Genomic DNA, 19,240 nt, shown 5'->3' on the forward strand with positions numbered 1-19,240 from the left:
ATGGACACCACCCTCGAACAGAAGCTGCTCCACTACGCGGAGAGCCACAGGAATCGCCGGAATGTGCTGATCCATTGCGTATGCGTGCCGGCGATCGTCTTCGCGGTGGTGGGTGGGCTGGTGGCGATCAATCCCGTCGTGGCGGGTATCGCGCTGATCGCCGCCGTCATCTACTACGCCTTCATCGACCCCGATCGGATGGTGGCCTTGCGCGCCGCGGCGGCGATGGCGGCCGTCCTTGCGGCGATGCTCGCGCTCTGGACCCTCGTCATTCCGCCGTCAGCGATCCTGCCGCTCGCGCTTGGCATTTTCGTCATCGCCTGGATCGGACAATTCGTCGGCCATCACATCGAGGGCCGCAAGCCGTCCTTTTTCGACGATCTCCGCTACCTGCTGGTCGGCCCCCTGTTCGTGATGCACGAAATGCTGCCGGGCCGGCGGCAGACGTGACCGTGGCAGACATCGTGCCTCCCACCCGCCGCCGCTCTGGTTGACCTGCGTCAAGGCTTCACCCGGAAGAACGTGGAATAGAAAGCCGCGCGGCAGGAGTTGGGCCGCTTCAATTGCGGTGGAGCCGGCCATGGCGGATCGAAAACATCCTGCGCGGCAGCCGCCGCGCCGCCCCCCGCCGCGGGAAGTGCGGCCCTCGCCGAACGCGCCCGTCCTGCCTTCGCGTCGCCGGGCCGATAGCGGCACGACCGCCATGCCGGGCTTCGCGACGTTCGACCGCCTTTCGCGCGCGATGTTCGCGCGGATCAGCCAGGGTGTGTCGCCGCTCGCCGTCGCCGATGCCTGGACAGACTGGGCGCTGCATCTCGAACTGGCGCTCGGCAAGCAGGAGGCCCTGGCGATGCGCGCGGCGACGTTTCTGCTCCGGCTCGGCTTCTGGCTTCCTCGCGCGGCCATCGGCGAACCTGAAAATCCGCCCTTGCGCCCCCCCGAGGGAGATCGCCGCTTCGCCGATGAAGGCTGGTCGGCCTATCCGTTCAACGCCATCGTCCAGGGCTTTCTTGTCGCCGATGACTGGTGGCGGGAGGCAACACGACAGGTGCCCGGGCTGGTGCGGCGGCACGAAGCCGAGGTCGCCTTCATGGCGCGGCAGATCCTCGATATTGCCGCGCCCACCAACATCCCGTGGTTGAATCCCGAAATCATTCGCCGGACCTTGCAGGAAGGCGGGTTCAATCTGCTTCGCGGATGGTCGAACTGGATCGAGGACGCGGAACGTCTTCTGGCCGGGCAGGGCCCCTATGGCGCGGAGGCGTTTCCCGTCGGCGAGGTGGTCGCGACGACGGCCGGAAAAGTCGTCTACCGTAACGAACTGATGGAGCTGATCCAGTATGCGCCCGCGACGGCAAAGGTCACGGCCGAGCCTGTGCTGATCGTGCCGGCGTGGATCATGAAATACTATATCCTCGACCTGACACCCGAGACGTCGCTGGTTCGCTATCTGGTGACGAACGGCCATACCGTCTTCATCATCTCGTGGATCAACCCCGACCGGCACGATCGCAACGTCGGCCTCGACGATTACCGGCGCCACGGCGTGATGGCAGCCCTCGATGCCGTATCCCGCATCGTGCCCGACCGTGCCATTCACGCCTGCGGGTATTGTCTTGGCGGAACGATCCTCGCGATCGCGGCTGCGACCATGGCGCGGGATCATGACGACCGGCTGGCGAGCCTGACCCTGCTCGCCGCGCAGACCGACTTCGCGGATGCCGGGGACCTGATGCTTTTTCTCGACGAGCGGCAATTCCTCCTGCTCGAGGACCTCATGTGGGATCAGGGCTATCTGGATACCCGGCAGATGGCCGGAGCATTTCAGGCGCTGCGCTCCAACGAACTGGTCTGGTCGCGGCTGATCCGCAACTACATGCTGGGCGAGCGTGACAGGATGACCCCTCTGTCGGCCTGGAACAGCGACCAGACCCGCATGCCGGCACGCATGCACAGTGAATACCTTCGCGGGCTGTTTCTCGAAAATCGGCTTTCAGCCGGCCGTTTTGCGGTCGAGGGGCGGGTCATCGCCCTGCGGGACATCCGCGTCCCGCTGTTTGCCGTTGCCACCACGCGCGACCATATTGCGCCCTGGCGTTCGGTCTATAAGATCGCGCTATTCGCAGATACGGATATCACGTTCGTGCTGGCATCCGGCGGGCACAATGTGGGAGTCGTGAATCCGCCGAACCAGTCCATCGGCACATTCCAGATCCTGACGCGCCGCCATGGCGAGCGCTATGTCGATCCGGACACCTGGGCAACGCTCGCCCCGGAGCGCCAGGGAAGCTGGTGGCCGGCGTGGCGTGACTGGATCGGCGGCGTCGGCACGGGCTGCGCGGCAGATCCGCCGCCGATGGCAGCGCCATCGCGAGGATTGCCGGTGCTCGGCGATGCGCCGGGGGCGTATGTGCACGAACGTTAGGTTCTGGACTTAACTGATCCACGCGGTGGCGGCGAGGACGAGACAGATACCGGCGAGGAAGTTTCGTGCGGCTTTGTCGTAGCGTGTGGCGATGGCGCACCAGCCCTTGATCTTGCAGAAGGCGCGTTCGATGAATTTGCGCTTCTGTAGGCGACGGGATCGAAGGCCGGCATGGCGTGGCGGTTGGGCATGGGTGAGATCACCGACCTGCTGCCCTGCCGGGTGAGGAAAGCGCGGCGGTCGTCGGCTTTGTAAGCCTTGTCGGCGATCAGATAGTCTGGCGGCGACATGGTCGGCAAAAGGGCTCGGGCGCCGCTATTTCAGACGTCTGTCCTGGCGTCAGGAGGATAGCGGCGATGCGCCCCCCTGCTCATCCGCGACGGCGTGAATCGTGGTCGCCCGTTCACCCCTCGACCGGCAGATCGCTTGGCTTTGCGCCCTGTACCTATCTGGCCGCGGTTTATGATTCTTCATAGCCGTATCGGGCTGATCGGTTGAGAGCTGCCTTTTTGCCCCCTTTGCCGTTGAGCACCTTGGGGGGGTTACGCGCGCCTCATCCGGTCGCCCATATTGTACAGTCGCGCCTTGACTGATTGCAGCCGTGAACGCCAGTACAGGGAACGGCGAAGCGGCGCGGCGGCTTGGCAGGTAGTGTCCGGGCTGGTGGTGGACTTTTGGAATCCGTAGCGGTGTAGATTGGGGTGGCCATCGGATCAGTCGGCTATGGTGGAGTTGCGACACTTCAACCTGAAGCCTGGAGACCCCGATGACCGAGGAGAGATTACCATTGGCCGAGCTATTGGCCAAAGCCGGCGACGGCGACTTTTTGCGTAGCGTTGCGGAGACCGTGGTGCAGTTGCTCATGGAGACCGATGTGGATGGGCTGATCGGCGCCGGCCGTTATGAGCGCAGTGGCGAGCGCGCCACCTATCGCAATGGCTACCGGGACCGGGCATTGGACACTCGCCTTGGTAGCCTGCAGCTGCGGATCCCAAAGCTGCGGCAGGGCAGTTATTTCCCGCCCTTTCTGGAGGCACGCCGGACTTCGGAGAAGGCGTTGGCAGCGGTGATCCAGGAAGCCTGGATAGGCGGCGTCTCGACCCGGCGTGTCGACGACTTGGTGCAGGCGATGGGGCTAACAGGGATCAGCAAGAGCACGGTCTCCAAGCTGTGCAAGGACATCGACGAGCGGGTGAATGCTTTCCTTGATCGTCCGCTTGCCGGTGATTGGCCGTATCTCTGGTTAGATGCGACCTATCTCAAGCAGCGCGAAGGCGGGCGGATCGTCTCGGTTGCGGCGATAATCGCTGTGGCGGTGAACACCGATGGCCGGCGCGAGATCGTCGGCCTGCACATCGGCCCGTCCGAGGCCGAGACCTTCTGGTCAACCTTCCTCAAGAGCATGCTCCGCCGCGGCTTGCGCGGCGTGAAGCTGGTGATCTCCGATGCTCATGAGGGACTGAAGACAGCAATCCGCCGGGTGATGGGCGCTTCCTGGCAACGGTGCCGGGTTCACTGGATGCGCAACGCGTTGTCCTACGTGCCGAAAGCGCAGCAGAGCATGGTGGCCGCTGCGCTGCGCCAGGCGTTCATCCAACCGGATCGCTCCAATGCGAGCCAGACCCTGCGCCACGTCGCTGATCAGCTCCGCGGCAAATGGCCGAAACTCGGCGCGTTCATTGATGACAGCGAAATCGACGTGCTCGCCCACATGGACTTTCCCGCCCAGCATCGAACCAAAATCCACAGCACCAATCCGCTGGAACGGCTGAACAAGGAGGTGAAGCGCCGCTCCGATGTCGTCGGGATCTTTCCCAACGAGGGCTCGATCATCCGCCTGATCGGCGCCGTGCTGCTGGAGGCCAACGACGAATGGCAGACCCAGAACCGCTACATGCAGATCGAGGCGATGGCCGAACTCGCGCCGCTCTTGATCGACATCAAGCCTGCTGAAATTACCACCGTGGCCGCATAATCAATGGCCGCTCAATCACACCCCAATTTCCACCACATTGACGGACGCTATCGCTTGGCACAACAGCAAGCGGGAGGTAGCCATCGACACTGAATCGCTCGTCCTCGTCGGCATTGACTGGGCGAGCAGCGCACACCAAGTCCGCTCGATGGGGGCCGAAGCAGCCGGTCCAGCGAGCGTTCGCCATAACGCCGCCGGGATCGGCGCGATGGTCGATTGGTTGTGCAGCCAGGCCAAGCAGCCGGGCCAGGTCAGCGTTGCAATCGAGACGCCGCATGCGCCGGTTGTCGAAGCGCTGTTGGACCGCAGCATAACCGTGTTCGACATCAACCCCAAGCAGCTTGACCGTTTCCGCGACCGCTTCTCGCCGGCCGGTGCCAAGGACGACCGCCGCGACGCCCTGATGTTGGCCTCGTCGCTGCGCACCGATTGTCGCTGTTTTCAGCGCGTGGAAGCACTCGACCCTGCCGTCGTGGAATTGCGCGAGTGGTCGCGTATGGCCGAGGAACTCAAGGGGGAGTGTATCGGTCTGGCCAACTGCGCCCGTCAGCAACTTTGGCGATACTACCCGCAAGTCCTCGATCTCACCGAAGACGTCGGCACCGACTGGGCACTGGCGCTGTGGGCACTATCCTGAATTTTGTGTGTGTTTGGGATAATGGGTAGAAAGGAAGCCCAATATGGCATGACGGAAAGCACTGGCGATCCCGGACGACTTACTGGATCAGTTGCTGACTGGCGATGACGCGGCGGCAGCCCTGTACTCGGTGATCTGGTGAACGCGCAGAAGAAGGCCTTGGCGGAGCGGGTTCTGAGCGCGGAGATGGATTACCACTCGGTAACGACACGGAGGTCGAGAACAGCCGGAACGGCTACGGCCGAAAGTCGGTGTCGACCGGCACGGGGAAGATCGAGATTGCGGTTCCGCGCGACCGTGCGGGCAGCTTCGATCCGCAACTGATCGCCAAATACCGGCGCCGGTTTCCGGGCTTCGATGACAAGATCATCTCGATGTATGCGCGGGGGCTGAGCACCCGCGAGATTGCGGAACATCTGCCCGAGATCTACGGCATCGATGCGTCCGCAGAACTGATCAGCACGATTACCGATGCGGTGCCGGACGAGGTGACGACCTGGCAGCAGCGCCCGCTGGGCCCGGTCTATCCGGTAGAAGTGCAATCGTACGCCGTCGTTCAAGATCGCAGACAATCGTGCCGTAGCGGAAATTACGCCGCCAAGCCGAATCATCAACGCCCACGACACGCGGCGGTATCAGAGGTGATGTACCGCGCCGGCGCACCACCCGCAGCAGCGTGTCGTTGCTGACCGGGATCATCAGCCGCCCGGCAAAACAGCTGCCGGCCGACCACCGAGTGCCAGCCCAAGATGCTGAACAATCGTATCCAGTCGTGCGGTTCGGCGTGCCCATGGTGCCAGTTCCCTGAACCGCTCGGCGAAAATCCGCCGGCTGCACCGAGCCTCGTGGCAATAGAACCGGCGCGCCAGAACAACGAGCCGGACCATTCGTCCACCAGCGGGCAGATCCGCCAGGCGGCGATGGTAGCGACTATGAACACGAAAAGACGCCCGCCCACAGTTCGGGCAAATACCGCGCCCGGCCACCGCGCGAACCCTGATGGTGGCCGTATCTCCTTCTGTCTCTACGCTTTCCGCAGCAAATCCAACCGGATCAGCAACGCCGGACGGCAACCTCGCATGCCTTTGATTCCTTTCCCGAATCCAAGGCAATACAAACAGCCAATTCCATCAAAAGTGAGTCAGAGCCAATTTTCCACGCCGAAACACAGATTGATTTTCGAAACCCATGTCGATCGTGTCCATGTTGAAGATGCTATTATGCTAGTCGTCTGTGAATTAAGCGATGTGGTAGTTCGGTAGGCGAAGGTCTGGAGAGGGTCTTGCGGCCGAGAGCCATGTGAAGATGGCGCAAAGAAGCCTGATCAGCCATCTGCGGAGCAGCCGGAGGTTGTGGCCGGCGCCGGCAAGGATGGCGTTGATGGCATCACCGTCGAAGCCGAGCAGGAAGTTTCGCCCCAGATGGCCATCGGTCTTCATGTGGCCGATGACGGGTTCGATGGCTGTGCGTCGGCGCAACTCGCGGCGGATGGTGGGGGTGATGCCGCGTTTCTGGCGGGAGATGAAGATCCTTCTGCCCTCGGCTTCGACGCCGTGGCCGCGATAGCCGCGGTCGACATAGGCGCGGGCGACGGCAACGCCGGTGATCCGCTCGACCTGCTCGATCTGGCCGGCCAGGGTGTGGCCGTCATAGGGATTTCCCGGCTGGCTCTGCATGCCGAGAACGAACTGACCGCCGGGTGCGGCGGCGTTGGTGGTGGCGATGGAGACCTTCACGCCGAATTCGAATCGCGTCCTGGCCTTGCCCTTGCCGATGCACTCCACCTCAGGCGCGTGCAGGGAATAGAGCTTGTCGGCACCGCGGTCGGAGCGCTTCTGGCGAAGCAGGCGATTGATCAGGCCCAGCGTTTCGGCGAAAGTGGCCTTCGCTTCAGCGTTGCCTGCGATCTTGCGGGTGATGTCACGAGCCAGCCGGCCCAGCCAGGTTCGCAGCTTGCGCACGCGAGCCTCGGCCTCGCGGCGTTTGCCACCATGGTGCAGGCGCGCCGCCTCCTGCCTGGCGTAGCGCGCGACCCGGCGATACGACTGGCGTAGCGTGATACCGTGCTTGCGTGCCATCCGCGCCAGTGTCTCGATGCCGCTGTGCAGGAGCTTGCTGTCGGTCGGATGCGTCACGGCCTTTGGCTGGACCGTGGTATCGATGGTGACCCGCTTGTAGTGCTTCTCCGCCACGGCCCCACCCCGCTCGGCGGCCGCCAGCGTCTCGGCGAGCAGGGCCTCCATCCGCTCGGGCCCGATCCGTTTGCGCCAGCGCGTCATCGAGGATCGGTCAAGCGGCAGCGTGTGCTGGAAATGCGTCTCGCCGCAGAATGCCTGGACATACGGACTGTCGAGATAGCGCGCGCAGATCGCTTCGTCGGACAGCCCATCCATGTGCTTGAGAAGATGCAGCGCCACCATCAGGCGGGTCGGCAGTGCCGGACGTCCCGCCGCCTCGGCGTAGAGTGAGCCGAAGCGTTCCTCGAAAACCCGCCAGTCGATCAGCCGGGCCAGCCGCACCAGGGGATGCCGCTGGTCGATGATGTTCTCCAGCCGCGAGCGGAACAGTTCGAGATCATCCTGCGAGGCATTCAGCTTCGGCGGCATTCTTTCCTCCACGCCAAACGCATGATGTTCGACATCAAAGGGAGAGAATCACGATCGCGACCACCGCGCAACGCTCCAACGGTTTTGCAAGGTTTTTCCCCTCAGCTCGCCCAGACCCTGCAAATCCCAATATTGCCAGCCACCAAAACATCGCCCCCAGATCAGCAAAGTTCGATTTTTCACGGGTGACTATGCTATTGCCCTTTCCGAACCGTGTCGATCCGGATTGTTGGCAGCCCTGGATTATGAGTTTCCAGCAATTTTACGGCCTGGCTTTTGGCAGGCTGCGAAGTTCGCGCCTATGCTCAATCCCAGAAGAACAATACGGGGCCTGAACTGCTCTGCCTTATGGGGCGGCTGAAGGAATGCAATCAGCTTCAGCACCGATGGTATCAGAGCTTCTTTACCGCCACGTTCCCTCTTACGCTCGTAATCTCGCAGACGTCTTCACAGGGAAATGCCTTCCGCCACCTCCCGCGCGTAACGCGCGGGAGGCACCCCCTCACGCTGTGAAAAGGCCACACTGAAGGAACTAGCGGACTGATAACCCACCTGCGCCGCGACCTCCGCTACCCTGTAACCATTGCGCAGCAGCCTCTTCGCCAAAGCCATCCGCCACGTCAGCAGGTATTCCATCGGCGCCAATCCCACCTCTCGGTTGAAGCGTTCAAAAAAGGCCGAGCGCGACAAAGCAGCTTCCTTCGCCAGCTCCGCTGCACTCCAGGCTCGCTCTGGCGCCTCGTGCATTCGCCTGATCGCCACGGCCAGTCTTCCATCCGCCAGGCCGCGCAGCAGGCCCGGTGAAGCCCCGAATTCGGCAGCTGATCTCAACGCTTCGATCAGCATCACCTCCAGCAGATGCGCCAGAACTATTCCTTGCCCCGGTTTATTTGCGCGATCCTCCTCCCCGACTAGCGCCACAAGCGTCGCCAGATTTGATTGGCCCCTCACATGCACCAGCTCCGGCAGGAGCGAGACAAGCAACGCCGCATCTGGCGAGGCAAATTCACAATGTCCTATTAAATTCCGTACATTTGCTGGCCCCGCCAGATCGCCCAATCTGAACTCACCCGACGGCAAACGCACCGGCTCGGAGAGGGGCATCTCTTCCGCCTCCGGATGCAGGCTCATCATGATGCAATCCACCGCGGCGGGAATCAGCACGAAATCATTCACGCCCAGCGTCAACGCCTCGCGCCCTTCCACTTGCAGCCGGCAACTCCCTTCCACGACGGCACCATAGAAAAGATGTCCATCCCCCTCTTTGCGCAGCCGCCATGGCCCCGCTCCGCTGGCCACTTTAGAAAACTTCATCCGGGGCCGGAGCAACGTGACGATTTCGGCAAGAGGATCAGCCATCTGGACTCCTTAAAATGAAATATGGATTTCTTATCATATTCCGTCCCTGCGTGCCAGTCTAACCTCCTTTTCCCATTCATTCCTCTTCATCGCAGGAGTCATAATGAAATCCATACTCATCACCGGCTGCTCCTCGGGCTTTGGCCTGGAGACCGCGAAATACTTCCTCGAACGCGGCTGGCGCGTCATCGCCACCATGCGCACCCCGGATGATAGCGTTATTCCCCCTGCCCCCAATCTGCAGCTGTTGAAGCTGGATGTGACAGACCAGAGCAGCATCGCGCAGGCCATCACCGCGGCTGGGAATATCGACGTGCTCGTGAACAATGCCGGCATCGGCTGGCTGAACGCGCTCGAAGGCACGCCGATCGACATGGTCCGACGCATCTTCGAAACCAATACCTTCGGTACCATGGCGATGATCCAGGCCGTTCTGCCGCAATTCCGGGCGCGCAAGTCCGGCACCATCATCAATGTGACCTCGACGGTTACGTTGCGCCCGCTGCCGCTGCTCTCGGTCTATACGGCCAGCAAGGCGGCGGTGAACGCCTTTACCGAATCCTTCGCGCTGGAGCTTGAACCCTTCAACATCAAGGTCAAACTCGTTCTCCCCGGCCTCGCACCGGAGACCCGCTTCGGTGACAATGCCCGCGCCCTCACCCCAGGTGCGCTGCAGTTTCCCGAACCCTACGCCCCGCTGGGCCAGGCCGTCATTGCGGGCCTGATGGGCGAGCATGAGGAATTCACTCGCCCGTTGGACGTTGCGGAGGCTATATGGCGGGCCACCACGGACGACAACGCGCCAACGCGCATTCCCGCCGGGGCTGACGCCGTCACATGGTCAAGGCAAGTCTGATGACCTGGGCAAGACGTGGCGCGGCGGCATGAATTTCCCGGGCCATGCCGCCGGCCCGTGACCCGGACCGCCCTTCCAAGCCATGGCCGCCCGGTGGAGACGCCGGTCAGGCCAGGCTGGAACATCATCCCCGCATGGACCGCGGCCTTGTCGGCAGTCCGCCTTTCGCAGTTTCGGGTTCAAAAGCAGTGAATTTGAGCGTCACGCGTCCAGGCGGGTTGGTGAATCGGCCGCAGCGATGAGCCGCTGATGGAGGAACCGGCCAATGGCGTTCAGGGATTGCTCGGCCGCAAGCAAGCGGTCGAGGGAAGACTGGAAGACGTGGGGCATACCGTTCCAGACCGCTAGCGTGACGTCCACGCCGGCTGCCCGCGCCCGATCCGCGTAGCGGACGGAATCGTCGAGCAGGACCTCATCTTCGCCGACATCGATACGGATCGGCGGCAGACCGCCAAGCCGTGCGTAGAGCGGCGATGCCCTGGGATCGGTGGCTGCCTGCCCTTGCAGGTAAGCGTCGGCGAAGGCCTGGAGTGTCCCACGCGTGAAGATCGGGTCCGCCTCGGCGCGGGTTTCGAAGCTGGCGCCGGTGAGAGCGAGGTCGGTCCAGGGCGACATCACGGCCGCCGCGACGGGTTGCAAAGTTCCCCTCTTCCTTTCGTCCGCGAGGATCGACAGCAGTGCCAGCGTCAGGCCACCGCCTGCAGAGTCGCCCGCAACAACAATCCGTTCGGCTCCGTCTGCGACGAGGCCCCGATAGGCGGCGAGCACATCGTCGATTGCGGCCGGGAACGGGTGCTCGGGGGCAAGCTGGTAATCGGGCACGAACGTATCGGCGCCGTTCCGCGTGGCGATCTGCCCGGCGAAGCTGGCAAATGCCCGGGCCGAGCCAAGCATGTAACCACCACCATGCAGGTAGAGCATCCGTGCCGCGGGCCGCGCCGTGTCCGGGCGAAGCCAGAAGCCTTCGATGCCGCCGACCGTCGCCGGTTCGATACGTATCCCCGCCGCAGGGGAGGTCGCGGCGAGCATGGCGTCGAATATCGGCCGCGCCTCTGGGCCGAGGACCTCGCCCTTGTGAGGTGACGCAGCCTGCCGCATCGCGGCGACAGCCGCGGCGTCCTGAGGAAGCAGGGGATGAATGTCGGTCATGAACCGTCTCCTTGTTTGACGTATGGCCCGGCACTCAGCCCTTCGCCCACTGGGCGGCGGCATCCTTGGCAAAGTCCGCGTAAGAGCGGGGTGCGCGACCGAGCAGCTTGGCAAGATGAGCAATGTCGGCAGCTGTCGCCGTGGCACCGTCAGTCTGATAGCGACCGAACATCAGACGCAGGTCGAGCGCGTGCCACGCGGGCAGCATGGCTTTCATCCGCTGCTCCATCACGGTGAGATCGTCGCCGCCATAGCGAATGGCGCGGCCGAGTGCGTCGCTCCAGATCGCCGCGAGACCTTCTCCGGTCAGGCTGTCTGAGCCGACCAGTTCATAGATCTCGCGACCAATCGGTGCGGGTGCCTGGTCCCGGCGGAGCAGTTCGATGGCAGCGGCTTCACCGATATCGCGGATATCGACCATCGAGACCCCCTTCGAACCGATCGGCGCGGCATAGGCGCCGAACTTCAGCAGCGGGTCTTTCTGGCGAAGGTCGTTCTGGATGAAGTAGGCCGGACGCAGGATTGTCGCCGGCAGGTCCAGCGCCTCGATCATCCGCTCGACCGTGTGCTTGCCGGCGAAATGCGGCACGTCGGCATAGGTCTCGCCCTTGAACACCGACAGATAGACGATGCCCTTGACGCCGGCCTCGCGCGCGACCGTCAGTGTCAGCATGGCCTCGGTCAGCTCATCGGCAACATTGGGAACGAGCAGGAAGAGTGTGCTTACTCCCTCGAGTGCCGCGCGCACCGAGTCGATATCGGCGAGGTCGCCGCGTACCGGCGTAACGCCGGAGGGAAGCGACGCCTTGCCAGGCGAGCGGGTGAGCGCGCGGATATCGGCCCCGCGCTCCTGGAGATAGGCCAGAACCTGGGCGCCAATCGTGCCGGTGCTGCCTGTAACGAGAATGCTCATGATAGGTACTCCTCTGGTGGCTGCGGAAATCCATCCGCGATAAGGAGCAAAATGGCCGTTCCATTTTTAGCTGAAAGCCGCCATGTTTGAAACAGACCATCCTAAAAATGGAACATCTTATGGACCTGCAAGCCCTGTCCGATTTCAATCTGGTGGCCACCCATGGCGGGATCGGTCGCGCCAGCCGGGCTTCTGGCCGGTCGAAGGCGACGCTGTCGCGCAAGGTCGCGGAACTGGAGCAGAATCTCGGCGTGCGGCTGATCGAGCGCGGCTCGCAGAGCCTGCGCCTGACCGAAGAGGGACGCGCCCTGCATGAGCGCACCTGTGGGCCGCTTGACGAGATCGCGGAAGCACGCGAGGCGGTGGTGCTGGGAGCTTCCACCCCGCGCGGTCGGCTCAGGGTCAGCATCCCGGTCGTCATCGCGCATATGGCATTCGGCCGGATCGGCGCGCGTTTCGCCCTCACCTATCCGGACGTTCAGCTCGAGATCGTCGCCGAGGATCGCAAGGTTGACCCGGTGGAGGACGACTATGATCTCGTCATCCGCGTTGATCCAGCGCCGGACGACCGACTGGTCGGCCGCCGGTTCCTGAATGACGAGCGCCTGATCGTGGCGCCGCCGGACTTGCCGCGGGCTACGAGCCATTCAGCGGCGATGGGTGAACTTGCCGTGCGGGCGGTGGTGTTGACCACGACGCCGCCGGACATCACCTGGCGGCTCCGCGCCAATCAGGGATCTGATATCTTTATCAAGCCGGAGCCTGTGCTGCGGCTGTCATCGCTGTTGATGGTGCGCGACGCGGTGCTGGCCGGCGCCGGGGCTGCGGTGTTGCCCAAAATGCTTGTCGCCGACGATGTCGCGGCGGGCCGCCTCGTCCTTTGGGGACCAGTGTCCGAACCTCCAGTCGAGCTCTGGGCGCTACAAAGTTCCCGCCGGCTTGTCGGGGCGAAGGTGCGCGCCTTCCTGAACGTCGTGGAGAAATCCTTCCCAGACAGGGCATTTCTGCCGCCTGCGTGACGCGGGTGCGTCGGCTCCGACGCACATTCGGAAATAATCGCCAAGAAAATGCAACCGCCCCTGAAGGGTCAGCGTGCAAGAAAACGTTCGAGATTGCTGCGGACGATAAGGCGGTGGAACGGGGCGATCGTCATCAGGTACACGCGGCCCGGCAGATTATGGCAGTGCACGGCCGTGGTCATGATAAGGACGCGCTTCTCCTCGTCCGTCGTGACCCGCACCAGGACTGAGGCTCTAAAATCGAGGTGCCGGTCGTCTTCCCCCAGCACAAGCTCCCGCTCCGAACGCGCCAGGACCGGAAAGAACGCCACGGTCGCGCGACCTTCGGACTCGGCATCCTGCCGTATCCGCCGAGAGGATTTTACGCCGCCCGCCGAGACGACGGCGTCGCGGAGGCGGAGCAGCACCCGAAACCAGGCCGGCGGGTGTTCCAAGGCCTCGCGCGCCAGGGCCTCGATATCATGGGGCGCCTCATCGGGCAGCATTATGGCATAGGCGTCGACCAGATCCGCACCGACAAACCAGTCCGCAATAGCGCTCTCGGCGGGCGGCCTGACGAGATTTGCTCTCTTGCCAGGCGTTCGAGGCGAACCTGGCGCGGAACACAGACGCATAGAAGGTAGCACGGGAGTCTCCTCAGGAATGCTGAGGGAGACGTTCATATCAGCCCCGTCCTCGCTCGACCAGTTCCAGCGCGGGCACACCAACGAGCGGTGCCAGCTTTTGCTGGATTGCAACGATTCCGGCCAGCAAAGCCTTCAAAACGCTTACAACCGCGTCCCGGCCGACGAACGGCTCAGGGAGGAATGGGCTCCTGAGAGTGACGTCCGGGTCGAGATATTTTTCCAACGCCACCGAAGCCTTCGCATGCATTACGTCGAGAAAAGGTTGGGCATGGATCATGTTCATGATGAAACGCTCCTTGGCATGAACCGCAATATCGTCGGATTGCGGAGCCGCTTGAAGCGCCATTGGAGCCCAAATAGTGTTGACATCATGCCCACATCGTCACCCCTGACAATGACCCAGCTGCCATGCTTCCTGGCCGTCGCTGAGGCGGGGTCCTTCGCAGCGGCCGGGCGTTGCCTCGGCATGACGACCCCGACGTGCCCAAGACGATCAGCAGGCTTGAACAAGCACGGACAATACGGCTGCTTAACCGTTCCACCCATGCCGTCTCACTCACCGAGGATGGCGAGCGCCTGCTGCCACTGGCGGGGGAAGTCACGCGAGGGATAGAGAAGGCCGATGCTGCAATCAGTGTTGCGTCGAGGGATTGCGTCGCAGGCCGAGTACGCATCACGGCGCCGACGTCTATCCTCACGACCTGCCTGGTGCCGCTCCCGCAACACGCCCGAGACCAATTGCAGCAGACCGAACGCAATTTGCGCGGAAGCGACCGTATGGCCGATCTCGCGGATGAGGCAATTGATCTTACGATCCGCACCGGTCCGCTGGATGGCATTCCGGGCAACCGCGCCCAGGTCTTGTGCGAGTTTCCTTGGGTAACCTGCGTGGCGCCGAACGATCTCGCCCGTCGCGGCACCTCACAGGCACCCAACAATCTGGAGAGCTACGATCTCATCAGCTTGTCTGTCGTTAGAACATTTGGCGTAGATTTCGGCATAGATTAGCGGAGTGCGGGCCTCGTCTAGGGGTGGACGGACGACCAAGATCCACGCCGTCGCGGATGAGCAGGGGCGCATCGCCGCCGTCCTCCTGACGCCAGGACAGGCATCCGACATCAGCGGCACCCGAGCCCTTCTGCCCACCATGCCGCCGCCAGAAGACCCGATCGCCGCCAAAGCCTACGACGCCGATGACCTCCGCGCCTTCCTCACCCCCAAGGCACCAGGCCAGTGATCTCGCCGATGCCCAACCGCCGCGCCATACTGGCCTTCGACCCCGTCGCCTACAGAAAGCGCAATCTCATCGAGCGCGCCTTCTGTAGGCTCAAGGACTGGCGTGCCATCGCAACACGCTACGACAAAACCGCACGAAACTTCCTCGCGGGTATCTGTCTCGTCCTCGCCGTCACATCACGGATCAGTTGAGTTCAGAACCTAAACCGCGCCGCCACCTGCCGCGCCGACATCCCTTCCGGCGAAGCCTTCAGGACCCGGGGCCGCAGATCATCACTCAGTGCTCTCGCCATCATCCACCTCACTCAAAAATCAGCCAAACCAGCCCAAGTCACTTCACATTCGATTCATCGATCAACAGACGCGCTCTAGCTGTGGTCCTGAACGTTCCGCATCGTCGACACCATGGATCGTAAAGACGTTCTTCGACGCATCAATGGAAATGCGCTTTCAGGCATTGGACGATCTTTCCCCCATCCGCCGACTTTGTTTCGAGACCTCATCTTGGCACATGCGATGCTGACGGGTCTTCCGACCCAAAATCTAGGCGATAGGGTCGAGCCGGCGGACCGGCACGCCGTCGAGGAAGGCGAGGACGTTCTCGATCCCCTGGCGGTAGAAGGCACGGAACGTTTCCATCGTGCCGTAGCCGAGATGCGGCGAGAGCACGACATGTGGACAGGCGCGGAGCGGGTGGCCTTGGGGCAGCGGCTCGCTGTCATAGACATCGAGGGCGGCTCGAATGCGGCCGGTGGACAGGGCGGCGACCAGCGCTGCCTCGTCGACCAGCGGGCCGCGCGCGGTGTTGACCAGCAGCGCTCCCGGCTTCATCGCGGCCAGCTCAGCGGCGCCGATGATGCCGCGGGTGCGCGCGGAGAGGACGAGGTGGAGGCTGACCACGTCGGCGGCGGCGAGCAATTCGTATTTCCCGACCCGGATGGCGCCGGCGGCGGCGGCGGCCTCGTCGGTCAGGTTCTGGCTCCAGGCGAGAATCTTCATGTCGAGGGCGACGGCGTAGCGGGCGAGGCGCGCGCCGAGGCGGCCGAGGCCGATGATTCCCAGCGTCTTGCCGGCAAGCTGGAATCCGGCCGGCACGCCCGCCTGGAAGCCGCCGGCGCGGATTGCCGCGTCGCCCGCCGGGAGCGAGCGGGCGGCGGCGATGATCAGACCGAGCGCGAGTTCGGCGGTCGCCTCGCCGGAATCGGCGCCGTCCTCGCTGGCGAAGGGGGCGGAGAAGAACACCACCTCGGCGCGACACTCGAGCGCCGCCCAGTCGGCCGCCTCGCGGGCGAGGCCTTGCCAGTCGTCGAGGACCGCGACGCGGACCGGCATAGAACCCATTGTTTCCCCTTCCCTTTCCGCGCCGGCGCTCATGCGGCGGCCTGGCGCTCGATCTGCGCAGAGAGACGAGCATAGACCCGGCGGGCGTTGCCCTCATAGATCTGCTGGCGGTCGGACGCGGTGAGCCAGGGCACGGCCTCGATGTAGCGGCGGGTGTCATCGAAAGGGTGGCCAGTCTCGGGATCGACGCCGCGGACGGCGCCGAGGGTTTCCGAGGCGAAGAGAATGTTGTCGACCGGGATGACGCGCGCCAGCAGCTCGGTGCCGGGCTGATGGTAGACGCAGGTGTCGAAGAAGACGTTGCCGAGCAGCAGCTCGGGCAGCGGCGGGAGGCCCATGTCCTGCGCGAGGCCGCGATAGCGGCCCCAGTGATAGGGCACTGCGCCGCCGCCATGCGGGATGACGAATTTCAGCGTCGGGAAATCGCGGAACAGGTCGGAGGTGAGGAACTGCATGAAGGCCGACGTGTCGCCGTTGATGTAGTGCGCGCCGGTGGCGTGGAAGTTCGGGTTGCAGGACGAGCTGACATGCACCATCGCCGGCACGTTGAGCTCGACCATCTTCTCGTAGAGCGGATACCACCAGCGGTCGGTCAGCGGCGGGTCGGTCCAGTAGCCGCCGGAGGGGTCGGGGTTGAGGTTGCAGCCGACGAACCCGTATTCGGTGACGCAGCGCTCGAGCTCGGCGACACAATTCGCCGGCGAGACGCCCGGCGCCTGCGGAAGCTGGCAGACACCAACGAAGTTGCGCGGGAACAGGCGGCAGACGCGGTGGATCAGCGTGTTGCACAGATCCGCCCAGGCGGCGTTGCCGACGGCGTCGGCATCGTGGTGCGCCATGCTGGCGGCGCGCGGCGAGAAGATCGTCATGTCGACGCCGCGCGCGTTCTGCACGCGAAGTTGGCCGCCGATGATGGTGTCGCGGATCTCGTCGTCGGAGATGCGCGGGGCCGGGCCAGGGGGCGCGCCCGGCCCCGCCGCCACCTGCCGGCGCCGCCATTCCTCGTGCGCCGGAGGGGACGTGGTGTAGTGGCCGTGACAATCGATGATCATGGCGGGGCGGATCCTTTCGCTGGTGGTCAGGCTTCGCTCGCCGCCGCCGCGGGGCGCGGGGCGACCCGCATCGCGAAGGCGATGAGCGCGGCGATGATCAGGAAGGCGGCGAGCGCCAGCAGGGCGATCTCGAAACTGCCGGTCGTGCCCTTCACCCAGCCGATCATCCACGGCCCGATCAGGCCGCCGAACTGGGCGACGCTGTTGATGAAGGCAATGGCGGCGGCGCCGGCGGTGCCGGTCATCATCGCCGTGGCCATGCTCCAGAACAGCGGGTTGCCGGCGAAAATGCCGAAGCCGGCGACGCAGAGCAGCACGTAGGCGAGGATCGCGTTGGGGCAGACGGCGCTGAGGGCGAGCGCGACGGCGCCGAGCACGTAGACGGCGCCGAGATGCACCTTGCGGTCGCCGGTGCGGTCGGAACTGCGGCTGACGGCGATCTGGCCGACGACGCCGAGCGCCGGCGGGATGGCGGCGAGCAGGCCGACCTCGAACAGGCTCATGTGGCCCATCGCGTTGATGATCTGCGGCAGCCAGATGAGCAGGCCGTAGATGCCGACCAGCGCACAGCCGAACAGGATCGAGAGCGACCAGATCCGGCCGTCGGTGACGACATCCGCGAGGCGGAAGCGGCGGACACGCTCGGCGGCGGCGCGCTCCTCGTCGAGCTTGCGCTGGAGCCACTCGCGCTGCTCGGGGGCGAGCCAGCGCGCATCGGCCGGACGCTCGGTGAGCAGGAAAAGGAAGGCTAGGCCGAGCAGGATCGTCGGCAGGCCCTCGATGATGAACATCCACTGCCAGCCGTGCAGGCCGAAACCGCGATCGGTCATCGTGATCAGGAAGGCGGCCAGCGGACTGCCGAAGATGGCCGCGGCCTGGCCGGCGATGATGTAGCCGGCGATGGCGCGGGCGCGGTAGGACGCCGGGAACCATTGGGTGACATAGAGTGCGAAGCCCGGCAGCGCGCCGGCCTCAGCGACGCCGAGCAGGAAGCGCACCGCATCGAAACTGGTGGCGCCCTGGACGAAGGCCGTCAGCGTCGCCACCACGCCCCAGAAGACCAGGATCACGGGAATCCAGACCCGTGCGCCGATGCGGTCGAGCATCAGGTTGCTCGGCACGCCGAGCAGCATGTAGCCGAGAAAGAACACGCTGGCGCCGAAGCCGAAGACCGAGGGGGTCAGGCCGAGATCATGGTTCATCCGCAGCGCGGCGAAGCCGATATTGATGCGGTCGAGATAGTTCAGGAACATGCCCGTGAACAGCAGCGGGATCAGCCGCCAGTAGACGCGACGCATGGTCGCCGTCTCGAGATCTTCGCTCGATGACATCGTTTCCTCCTGATTGTGATGGTTTGTCAGCTGGCGTCGAACGCGCAGCCGAGGCGTTTGAGGGTTTCGTCGACCCAGGAGCGGTCCTGGCCGTGGCCGGCACGGATGGCGGCGAGGATCTTGTCCTCGGCCGCCTGCTTGGCGGCAGCGGCGGCGCAGACCGCCTCGGCATGATCGAAGGGCACGGCGACCAGGCCGTCATCGTCGCCGAGCACGAGATCGCCGGGTTCGATGACCATGCCGTCGAGGGCGATGGCGACGTTGATCTCGCCCGGCCCGTCCTTGTAGGGGCCGCGATGGGCGACGCCGGCGGCGAAGACCGGGAAGCGGCCGGCGCGCAGGGCCGCGGAGTCGCGGATCACGCCGTTGATCACGATGCCGGCGACGCCGCGCGCGGCGGCGTGGCTCGCCATGATCTCGCCGATGATCGCGGTGGTGAGGTCGCCGCCGGCATCGACGACGATGACGTCGCCCGGCAGGGCGATGTCGATCGCCTTATGGACCATGAGATTGTCGCCTGGGCGCGTCTTGACCGTGAGCGCCGGGCCGGCGAGGACGCCGCCGCCATGCATCGGCCGCAGCCGCGCGCCGCCGCCGGCCATGCGGGCCATCACGTCGCTCACGTTCGCGGTCGGCAGGTCGTGGAACCGTGCCACCAGGTTGGCCGGCACACGGCGTTCGCGGCGATTGATCCTGAATCCCAGCATGCTGTCGT

General features: G+C 64.3%; 20 protein-coding genes and 1 pseudogene. 10 read left to right on the plus strand and 11 right to left on the minus strand.

Annotated elements, in window-relative coordinates:
* The 5 genes and pseudogenes from ACMV_RS09690 to ACMV_RS19835 all read left to right on the plus strand — a co-directional run.
* The gene (locus ACMV_RS09690) at window positions 1–450 is read left to right on the plus strand and encodes an Mpo1 family 2-hydroxy fatty acid dioxygenase (RefSeq protein ID WP_007424757.1); all 450 of its coding nucleotides are present in this window, start codon (window positions 1–3) and stop codon (window positions 448–450) included.
* Between the two features lie 130 nt (window positions 451–580).
* A complete protein-coding gene (locus ACMV_RS09695; RefSeq protein ID WP_041664858.1) occupies window positions 581–2,425 on the plus strand; it encodes a PHA/PHB synthase family protein in 1,845 nt (614 codons plus the stop codon).
* A gap of 766 nt (window positions 2,426–3,191) precedes the next feature.
* Window positions 3,192–4,400 (plus strand): IS256 family transposase, encoded by a 1,209-nt coding sequence (locus tag ACMV_RS09700; RefSeq protein WP_013640313.1) that lies wholly within the window; start codon window positions 3,192–3,194, stop codon window positions 4,398–4,400.
* A 37-nt stretch (window positions 4,401–4,437) separates the two neighbouring features.
* On the plus strand, window positions 4,438–5,037 hold the full coding sequence (locus ACMV_RS21295) for an IS110 family transposase (protein WP_013640314.1): 600 nt from the start codon (window positions 4,438–4,440) through the stop codon (window positions 5,035–5,037).
* A 61-nt stretch (window positions 5,038–5,098) separates the two neighbouring features.
* Window positions 5,099–5,570 (plus strand): annotated as a pseudogene (locus tag ACMV_RS19835) (transposase); the annotation flags it as partial.
* Window positions 5,571–5,735: 165 nt separating this feature from the next.
* On the opposite strand, the gene ACMV_RS21970 reads toward ACMV_RS19835, so the two are convergent.
* The 3 genes from ACMV_RS21970 to ACMV_RS09720 form a co-directional block, all read right to left on the minus strand.
* Window positions 5,736–6,023 carry a transposase family protein gene (locus ACMV_RS21970; protein ID WP_353851091.1) on the minus strand — a complete coding sequence of 96 codons (288 nt, stop codon included), beginning with the start codon at window positions 6,021–6,023 and terminating at the stop codon, window positions 5,736–5,738.
* A 252-nt stretch (window positions 6,024–6,275) separates the two neighbouring features.
* Entirely contained in the window at window positions 6,276–7,643 is a 1,368-nt protein-coding gene (locus ACMV_RS09715) for an IS5 family transposase (protein WP_013635006.1), read from the minus strand.
* Between the two features lie 447 nt (window positions 7,644–8,090).
* Entirely contained in the window at window positions 8,091–9,002 is a 912-nt protein-coding gene (locus ACMV_RS09720) for an AraC family transcriptional regulator (RefSeq protein ID WP_041664860.1), read from the minus strand.
* A 103-nt stretch (window positions 9,003–9,105) separates the two neighbouring features.
* Here ACMV_RS09720 and ACMV_RS09725 point away from each other — a divergent pair, with 103 nt between their 5' ends.
* The gene (locus ACMV_RS09725) at window positions 9,106–9,858 is read left to right on the plus strand and encodes an SDR family oxidoreductase (RefSeq protein WP_013640318.1); all 753 of its coding nucleotides are present in this window, start codon (window positions 9,106–9,108) and stop codon (window positions 9,856–9,858) included.
* Window positions 9,859–10,059: 201 nt separating this feature from the next.
* Here the strand turns inward: ACMV_RS09725 and ACMV_RS09730 are convergent, their stop codons facing one another.
* Both ACMV_RS09730 and ACMV_RS09735 read right to left on the minus strand, forming a co-directional pair.
* Window positions 10,060–11,007: an alpha/beta hydrolase gene (locus ACMV_RS09730; protein WP_013640319.1), complete on the minus strand. Its 948-nt coding sequence runs from the start codon at window positions 11,005–11,007 to the stop codon at window positions 10,060–10,062.
* Between the two features lie 34 nt (window positions 11,008–11,041).
* Entirely contained in the window at window positions 11,042–11,920 is an 879-nt protein-coding gene (locus tag ACMV_RS09735) for an NmrA/HSCARG family protein (protein WP_013640320.1), read from the minus strand.
* A 119-nt stretch (window positions 11,921–12,039) separates the two neighbouring features.
* Here ACMV_RS09735 and ACMV_RS09740 point away from each other — a divergent pair, with 119 nt between their 5' ends.
* On the plus strand, window positions 12,040–12,939 hold the full coding sequence (locus ACMV_RS09740; RefSeq protein ID WP_007424997.1) for a LysR family transcriptional regulator: 900 nt from the start codon (window positions 12,040–12,042) through the stop codon (window positions 12,937–12,939).
* A 68-nt stretch (window positions 12,940–13,007) separates the two neighbouring features.
* Here the strand turns inward: ACMV_RS09740 and ACMV_RS09745 are convergent, their stop codons facing one another.
* Together ACMV_RS09745 and ACMV_RS09750 are read right to left on the minus strand one after the other, a co-directional pair.
* Complete coding sequence (locus ACMV_RS09745) at window positions 13,008–13,601, minus strand: DUF2867 domain-containing protein (protein ID WP_231844340.1); 594 nt, start codon at window positions 13,599–13,601, stop codon at window positions 13,008–13,010.
* A 1-nt stretch (window position 13,602) separates the two neighbouring features.
* Entirely contained in the window at window positions 13,603–13,848 is a 246-nt protein-coding gene (locus tag ACMV_RS09750) for a hypothetical protein (protein ID WP_148360979.1), read from the minus strand.
* Between the two features lie 197 nt (window positions 13,849–14,045).
* On the opposite strand from ACMV_RS09750, the gene ACMV_RS19845 reads away from it, so the two are divergent.
* From ACMV_RS19845 to ACMV_RS09765, 3 genes are read left to right on the plus strand one after another with little or no spacing between them, the layout of a single operon-like run.
* A complete protein-coding gene (locus ACMV_RS19845; RefSeq protein ID WP_013640323.1) occupies window positions 14,046–14,573 on the plus strand; it encodes a LysR family transcriptional regulator in 528 nt (175 codons plus the stop codon).
* Window positions 14,574–14,577: 4 nt separating this feature from the next.
* A complete protein-coding gene (locus ACMV_RS09760; RefSeq protein ID WP_007421404.1) occupies window positions 14,578–14,802 on the plus strand; it encodes a transposase in 225 nt (74 codons plus the stop codon).
* An 8-nt stretch (window positions 14,803–14,810) separates the two neighbouring features.
* Window positions 14,811–14,993, plus strand: coding sequence for a transposase (locus ACMV_RS09765; RefSeq protein WP_083818639.1), 183 nt, complete (start codon window positions 14,811–14,813; stop codon window positions 14,991–14,993).
* A 351-nt stretch (window positions 14,994–15,344) separates the two neighbouring features.
* Here ACMV_RS09765 and ACMV_RS09770 read toward each other — a convergent pair whose 3' ends face one another.
* Genes ACMV_RS09770 through ACMV_RS09785 form a run of 4 tightly spaced genes read right to left on the minus strand, consistent with a single transcriptional unit; the run spans window position 15,345 to window position 19,232 of the window.
* The gene (locus ACMV_RS09770) at window positions 15,345–16,142 is read right to left on the minus strand and encodes an NAD(P)-dependent oxidoreductase (protein WP_231844347.1); all 798 of its coding nucleotides are present in this window, start codon (window positions 16,140–16,142) and stop codon (window positions 15,345–15,347) included.
* A 29-nt stretch (window positions 16,143–16,171) separates the two neighbouring features.
* A complete protein-coding gene (locus tag ACMV_RS09775) occupies window positions 16,172–17,194 on the minus strand; it encodes an amidohydrolase family protein (protein ID WP_007421407.1) in 1,023 nt (340 codons plus the stop codon).
* Between the two features lie 26 nt (window positions 17,195–17,220).
* Window positions 17,221–18,525 carry an MFS transporter gene (locus tag ACMV_RS09780; RefSeq protein WP_007421408.1) on the minus strand — a complete coding sequence of 435 codons (1,305 nt, stop codon included), beginning with the start codon at window positions 18,523–18,525 and terminating at the stop codon, window positions 17,221–17,223.
* Between the two features lie 26 nt (window positions 18,526–18,551).
* Window positions 18,552–19,232: an RraA family protein gene (locus tag ACMV_RS09785; protein WP_007421409.1), complete on the minus strand. Its 681-nt coding sequence runs from the start codon at window positions 19,230–19,232 to the stop codon at window positions 18,552–18,554.
* Between the last annotated feature and the right edge of the window lie 8 nt (window positions 19,233–19,240).

Origin of the sequence: Acidiphilium multivorum AIU301, from assembly GCF_000202835.1 — a bacterium.
Taxonomy (GTDB): domain Bacteria; phylum Pseudomonadota; class Alphaproteobacteria; order Acetobacterales; family Acetobacteraceae; genus Acidiphilium; species Acidiphilium multivorum.

What these genes read in the sequence shown, in the direction of transcription:
- ACMV_RS09690 (WP_007424757.1), top strand. Translation starts at nt 1, where the DNA reads ATGGACACCACCCTCGAACAGAAGCTGCTCCACTACGCGGAGAGCCAC.
- ACMV_RS09695 (WP_041664858.1), top strand. Translation starts at nt 581, where the DNA reads ATGGCGGATCGAAAACATCCTGCGCGGCAGCCGCCGCGCCGCCCCCCG.
- ACMV_RS09700 (WP_013640313.1), top strand. Translation starts at nt 3,192, where the DNA reads ATGACCGAGGAGAGATTACCATTGGCCGAGCTATTGGCCAAAGCCGGC.
- ACMV_RS09715 (WP_013635006.1), bottom strand. Translation starts at nt 7,643, where the DNA reads ATGCCGCCGAAGCTGAATGCCTCGCAGGATGATCTCGAACTGTTCCGC.
- ACMV_RS09720 (WP_041664860.1), bottom strand. Translation starts at nt 9,002, where the DNA reads ATGGCTGATCCTCTTGCCGAAATCGTCACGTTGCTCCGGCCCCGGATG.
- ACMV_RS09725 (WP_013640318.1), top strand. Translation starts at nt 9,106, where the DNA reads ATGAAATCCATACTCATCACCGGCTGCTCCTCGGGCTTTGGCCTGGAG.
- ACMV_RS09730 (WP_013640319.1), bottom strand. Translation starts at nt 11,007, where the DNA reads ATGACCGACATTCATCCCCTGCTTCCTCAGGACGCCGCGGCTGTCGCC.
- ACMV_RS09735 (WP_013640320.1), bottom strand. Translation starts at nt 11,920, where the DNA reads ATGAGCATTCTCGTTACAGGCAGCACCGGCACGATTGGCGCCCAGGTT.
- ACMV_RS09740 (WP_007424997.1), top strand. Translation starts at nt 12,040, where the DNA reads ATGGACCTGCAAGCCCTGTCCGATTTCAATCTGGTGGCCACCCATGGC.
- ACMV_RS09745 (WP_231844340.1), bottom strand. Translation starts at nt 13,601, where the DNA reads ATGAACGTCTCCCTCAGCATTCCTGAGGAGACTCCCGTGCTACCTTCT.
- ACMV_RS09750 (WP_148360979.1), bottom strand. Translation starts at nt 13,848, where the DNA reads ATGAACATGATCCATGCCCAACCTTTTCTCGACGTAATGCATGCGAAG.
- ACMV_RS09765 (WP_083818639.1), top strand. Translation starts at nt 14,811, where the DNA reads ATGCCCAACCGCCGCGCCATACTGGCCTTCGACCCCGTCGCCTACAGA.
- ACMV_RS09770 (WP_231844347.1), bottom strand. Translation starts at nt 16,142, where the DNA reads ATGGGTTCTATGCCGGTCCGCGTCGCGGTCCTCGACGACTGGCAAGGC.
- ACMV_RS09775 (WP_007421407.1), bottom strand. Translation starts at nt 17,194, where the DNA reads ATGATCATCGATTGTCACGGCCACTACACCACGTCCCCTCCGGCGCAC.
- ACMV_RS09780 (WP_007421408.1), bottom strand. Translation starts at nt 18,525, where the DNA reads ATGTCATCGAGCGAAGATCTCGAGACGGCGACCATGCGTCGCGTCTAC.
- ACMV_RS09785 (WP_007421409.1), bottom strand. Translation starts at nt 19,232, where the DNA reads ATGCTGGGATTCAGGATCAATCGCCGCGAACGCCGTGTGCCGGCCAAC.